This is a genomic window from Oleiphilus sp. HI0123, from assembly GCF_001635315.1.
Map to the genome: position 1 here is coordinate 1 of NZ_LWGE01001252.1, position 5,797 is coordinate 5,797.

Sequence of the window (5,797 nt, forward strand, 5' to 3'; positions counted from 1 at the left end):
TTTTTGTGACTCTTTATGTATGAGGTTTGTATTTAAGATTTAATAGAGTATACTGCAGGCAGCCTAGAAAGCCCGGCTATTTTTTTATGTTCTGTGTTTAGACTTGCTAGTAATAGTGTTCAACCCGGTAAGCATAAGTTATATCCAGTTTTTCGGCGATTTTATGTTTTAGTTTTTTAGTCAGGATATGATTATGTCAGATAGAGTTACTGGTAAAGTTAAGTTTTTCAACGAATCTAAAGGTTTTGGTTTCATCGAGCAGGAAAATGGCCCAGACGTGTTTGTACACTTCAGCGCTATTCAATCTGATGGCTTCAAGACTCTTGCTGAAGGTCAGACTGTAGAATTTACAGTTGGTACTGGTCAGAAAGGTCCACAAGCTGAGAACGTTACTCCTATGTAATTTCTCTCGATGAGCATGCTACCCTCGTGGTATCAGCTTATTGAAAAAGAGCGCTTTTTAGCGCTCTTTTTTTTGCCTGTAAAAAATGCAGAGTGAGCAGTTCGCATGAGAGTGCTTGACGCCGAACTCCTAATAAACTCTTGGTTTAGCGTGAAATCGAGGGCTATGAGTGGTATCTTTTCGCTTTTATCGTGAAGGGAAGTAGGTATGAGCTCCAAACTGAGCGGCAAAAAGATATTACTTGGGATAACCGGCGGTATCGCAGCTTACAAATCTGCAGACCTGTGCAGGCAGCTCGTTAAGGCTGGCGCACAAGTACGTGTTGTGATGAGTAGGGGAGCTCAGCAATTTATTACCCCACTTAGCCTGCAGGCTTTGTCTGGTAACCCCGTCCAAACTGAACTGTTAGACTCCGATGCAGAAGCAGGAATGGGTCACATTGAACTGGCAAAATGGCCAGATCTTATCTTGGTTGCTCCAGCCACAGCTGACTTTTTAGCGAGATATGCTCAAGGTATGGCGGGCGACTTGCTTAATACTTTGCTGTTGGCTAGTACTGCTCAGGTATTCCTGGCGCCTGCAATGAATCAGGCTATGTGGTTGAACCCACTGACTCGGCGGAATATTTCTGAATTGACTAAAACTCTGGGGTCTGCAGTGACAATCCTGGGGCCAGCACAGGGAGAACAAGCCTGTGGGGATGTCGGTCCTGGCAGAATGTTAGAGCCCGCGGAGCTGTGTGAGTCGCTAGAGATATTAATTACTAAAGAACCATCTAGCTTATTGGCTGGGCGTAAGGTAGTGATCACTGCCGGACCAACACAGGAAGCGCTTGACCCGGTCCGCTATATTAGTAATCACAGCTCGGGGAAAATGGGCTATGCACTTGCTGAAAGTTGTGTTCGTGCAGGGGCAAAGGTTACCTTGGTTTCTGGCCCGACAAAACTTGACGCGCCCGATGGAGTTGAGCGTTTGAATGTATTGTCAGCAGTAGAAATGAGGGATACTGTTTTGGCACAGCTTGGCGGTTCAAATAATATTTTCATTGCGTGTGCAGCGGTGGCGGACTACAGGCCTCAGACGATACAAACAAAGAAAATAAAGAAGAAGCCTGATGAAGGCGAGTCGATGACTATTACCTTAGAGCAAAATCCGGATATTGTAGCGACAGTTTCCTCATTAAAGTCACGTCCTTTTACCGTTGGTTTTGCTGCAGAAACACATGATGTGTTGGATTATGCCAGAGACAAACTTAAGCGTAAGAACTTGGATATGATTATAGCGAATGATGTATCCAAGCCCGAGATAGGCTTTAACAGTGATCAGAATGAGGCATGGATAATTACTGCGCAAGATGAAAAGGCTTGCGCTAAGCAGTCCAAAGCCTCTTTAGCTGAAGAAATAGTAAAGGATATAGCAAAAAAAATGGATGGAAGCGCTTCTTAGCGAAACTCGCATATACAAAGCGAAAGAAGCATCTAAACTTATGTCGACAGTAAATAAATATTGAGAAGATCTGATAATGACGCGACAAACACTACAGGTAAAAATCTTGGATGAACGCTTGGGTTCAGAAATCCCCATGCCAGAATACGCAACTCAAGGCTCTGCTGGAATAGATTTAAGGGCTTGCTTAGATAAAAGCATAGAGCTGGCTCCTGGTGAAACCGTTTTGTTACCTACAGGGTTGTCTATTTATATCGAAGATCCGAATCTGGCTGCGATGATATTACCGCGATCCGGACTTGGGCATAAACATGGTATTGTTTTGGGCAACTTGGTAGGCCTGATCGACTCAGATTACCAAGGGCAGTTAATGGTTTCTTGCTGGAACCGGGGGAACTCAAACTTTGTTATTGAGGTTGGTGAACGCATTGCGCAGTTAGTGCTTGTGCCGGTTGTTCAGGCGCAATTTGAGGTTGTTGAAGAATTTACGGAAAGTGCTCGCGGTGAGGGCGGTTTTGGTTCGACTGGCAGAGCATAGTAACAATAGAGTGAGAGCTTGAGCATGTTCAAAAAGAAAGATACGGTTGTCAAAGATAGCACTAAAGAAGAGGCGGCAGCCAAGAAGCCTGCGAAGAAAGTCAAATCTTCAAAGAAAACAAAAGTAGGAAAAAGCCTGGTATCGTGGATATACCAACCGGCCTTACTTGTGTTGATAGGCTTGACTGTATCGTATTTTTTAATTGACCAGTTCTCGCTACGTCAAAATGAAATTGCATTTAATGCAGAGGTAGATCAACAGCGTCTAGACTCTCTGGCTCAAAGTTTTAATGCTTACATAGATGCGAAAAAGCGAAGTGTAGCCAATATATCTTTACAAGATTCTGGCGAAGAAGGCTTATCAAGTCGTCAACTTAAGAGCTTTTGGGCAGAGCTTGATGCTGTTTATCAGGTGCCTAGTTCCAAGCTAGAAAGTTTGCGACAAAATAACCCAGCGCTTTCTTTTGCCAGTATCGACTTGCTGAGGCGTTCGCTAAAGAAAGAGAGCTTATTAATAGAACCCTTCTTTAACGAAGGTGTTTGGTATATTCAGTTTGCAAGCCCTGTAAAACAACGTGAATCACAAGCGTTGTCTGGTGATATTATGCTGGCTATATTTCAGTTGAATATCATCGAGTCAACTCTCAAGCAGAGTGAGGCGGCAAGTGCTGGTGAGGTGGCTTTGGCATCTCAGTCCGGGCGAGCGATCTTATCCTTTGGAAAAGGCAACTCGGCAAATAAACTAAAGAGTGCTACCAGTGTGCCTGGCGTCACAATTACCTACGCTCCTGATGCTAGAAAGTCCTTACAGATTGACCGAATAATGGTGATGATTATTTTGCTTGGGGTAGGTGTTGTGCTAATTCTTGGGCTAGTGTTAATCGCTCGGATGAACATGCTAAGTGTTCGTAAAGATATTCTTCAAGTTAGTCAAATGGCAGCTGGGCTTGCTTCGGGTGGCAAAACTGGGCGTGCCTCCTTCTCCTTTGGAGAGTTCACAGCAATGTCGTCAGCTGTATCTGAACACATAAAGCACTTATCCGCGAGTGCGAAGAAGTCTGTGCAACAGACCGCTAATAAGCCAAAAGAAGAGCAGTCTAAAAAAACAGCTCCTGTTTCGAATGACGTAGAAGATGATGCGCCTCTGTTTGATGATGATTTGCTTGATTTGGATGTGTTAAATGATGCAGAAGGCTCTGGAGCGCTTGGTGATACAGATGATATGGTTTCGGAAGTGCAAGGTCTGGATATAGATATTCCCCAGACTATTTTCCGCGCCTATGATATCCGGGGTGTGGTTGACGAAACCTTAAACGAAGGGCTTGTAGAGTTAATAGGTAAAGCTATTGCAAGTGAGGCGCTTCTTCAAGGGCAAAACGCGATATGCGTCGGGTTTGATGGTCGTTATTCTAGCGTACCGTACTCGGATTCATTGATCCGCGGGATCTTGAGTACCGGCCTGGATGTCGTCAATGTTGGGCAGGTTCCCACGCCGGTTTTATATTTCTCTACGCACCACTTTAAAACAGGAAGTGGTGTGATGATTACAGGCAGTCATAATCCAGCTAATTATAACGGCCTTAAGATCATGCTTGATGGTAAAACCTTGGCTGGCGATGATATTCAAAAGCTCTACAACCGTATCTTGTTGCAGGACTTTGAGCATGGAGAAGGTTCATGTACAGATAGCGATGTGACCCAAGAGTACATGGACACAATTCTAAATGATATTGCTGTTGCTGCGCCTTTAAAAGTTGTATTGGATGCGGGTAACGGCGTGGGCGGGAAGGTTGCGCCACAACTAATTGAAGAACTTGGTTGTGAAGTTATTCCATTGCATTGTGAGGTTGATGGTAGTTTTCCTAATCATCACCCTGACCCTAGTAACCCAGACAATCTCAGAGACTTGATTGCCGCAGTGCAAGAGCATGATGCGGATATCGGTTTAGCCTTCGACGGCGATGCAGATCGTTTGGGCGTTGTAACCAATACAGGTAAGATTATTTGGCCTGATCGTTTGTTGATGTTGTTCGCCAAAGACGTTGTCTCCCGTAACCCGGGAGCAGATATCTTATTTGATGTTAAATGCTCTCGACGCCTTAATGGTTTGATTAGCAGTTATGGCGGTCGCCCGGTAATGTGGAAGAGCGGACACTCTTATATGAAAGCTAAAATGAGAGAAACCGGGGCATTACTTGCTGGTGAAATGAGTGGTCATGTATTCTTCAAAGAGCGTTGGTTTGGCTTCGATGACGGTCTCTATGCTGCCGCTCGTTTATTAGAAGTCTTGGGTATTGAAGATCGCTCTTCTGAAGAAGTATTTGCCGATTTTCCTGAAGACTTAAGTACGCCTGAGATAAATATCAGTGTGACAGATGAGTCTAAATTTATGATCGTTGAAAGTCTGTGTGCTTTGAAAGACCAGTTTGTTGGTGGAAATATTTCCACGATAGATGGTTTACGAGTCGAATACCCAAATGCCTGGGGTTTATGTCGTGCATCCAATACCACTCCCGTATTGGTTCTGAGGTTCGAGGCTGATAATGAGGCAGCTTTAGAAGAAGTGAAGTCGATATTTAGGACGCAGCTTCAGATAGTCGATCCATCAATTGAATGTAATTTTTAGGTCAACCATTCTGACCTTTATTGTTTGTTAGGAAAAATATGAGTTTAACAAGAGAATCTGCTGGCCAGGTGGCTTCAGTATTAAGCAAAGCACTGCCTTATATTCAGCGCTTTTCAGGTAAAACCTTGGTGATTAAGTATGGTGGCAACGCCATGGAGAACGAAGACTTAAAGAACAGCTTTGCAAGAGATGTTGTGTTGATGAAGTTGGTGGGCATCAATCCGATTGTTGTGCATGGGGGCGGCCCCCAAATAGGTGACTTGCTTGAGCGTTTGAATATTGAAAGCCACTTCGTTGATGGTATGCGTGTCACCGATAGCCAGACGATGGATGTGGTCGAGATGGTCTTGGGCGGAAAAGTGAATAAGGAAATTGTTGCTCTTATTAACAGCAATGGAGGTAAGGCAATAGGTCTTACAGGGAAGGATGCAAACCTGATCAAGGCAACTAAACTTCATGTCGATAAAATAACTCCAGAAGTTGATCGACCAGAAATTATAGATTACGGTCATGTTGGTCAGGTCAAGTCGGTCGATACCTCGGTTATTGATATGATGACCAAAAGTGATGTGATACCCGTTATTGCACCGATCGGAGTCGGTGAAGATGGGATGTCTTATAATATCAATGCTGACTTGGTTGCTGGAAAAGTAGCTGAGGCGGTAGCAGCAGAAAAACTTATTCTACTGACAAATATTTCTGGTCTGCAGGATAAATCGGGAGAGGTGTTAACAGGTTTATCAACTGCTCAGGTCGATGAGTTGATTGCTGATGGAACGATATAC

General features: G+C 44.1%; 5 protein-coding genes. All 5 read left to right on the forward strand.

Features of this window, described 5'->3' with window-relative positions; genetic code table 11:
* Positions 1–193: 193 nt before the first annotated feature.
* A complete protein-coding gene (locus tag A3761_RS14720; protein ID WP_068512589.1) occupies positions 194–403 on the forward strand; it encodes a cold-shock protein in 210 nt (69 codons plus the stop codon).
* Positions 404–610: 207 nt separating this feature from the next.
* Positions 611–1,849 carry a bifunctional phosphopantothenoylcysteine decarboxylase/phosphopantothenate--cysteine ligase CoaBC gene (gene coaBC / locus A3761_RS14725; RefSeq protein ID WP_068512586.1) on the forward strand — a complete coding sequence of 413 codons (1,239 nt, stop codon included), beginning with the start codon at positions 611–613 and terminating at the stop codon, positions 1,847–1,849.
* A gap of 76 nt (positions 1,850–1,925) precedes the next feature.
* Positions 1,926–2,387: a dUTP diphosphatase gene (gene dut / locus A3761_RS14730; RefSeq protein ID WP_068512582.1), complete on the forward strand. Its 462-nt coding sequence runs from the start codon at positions 1,926–1,928 to the stop codon at positions 2,385–2,387.
* A gap of 24 nt (positions 2,388–2,411) precedes the next feature.
* Positions 2,412–5,012: a phosphomannomutase/phosphoglucomutase gene (locus tag A3761_RS28850; RefSeq protein WP_082865411.1), complete on the forward strand. Its 2,601-nt coding sequence runs from the start codon at positions 2,412–2,414 to the stop codon at positions 5,010–5,012.
* 38 nt (positions 5,013–5,050) lie between these two features.
* The coding region (gene argB / locus A3761_RS14740) for an acetylglutamate kinase (protein ID WP_068750413.1) at positions 5,051–5,797 on the forward strand (747 nt) is incomplete at its 3' end.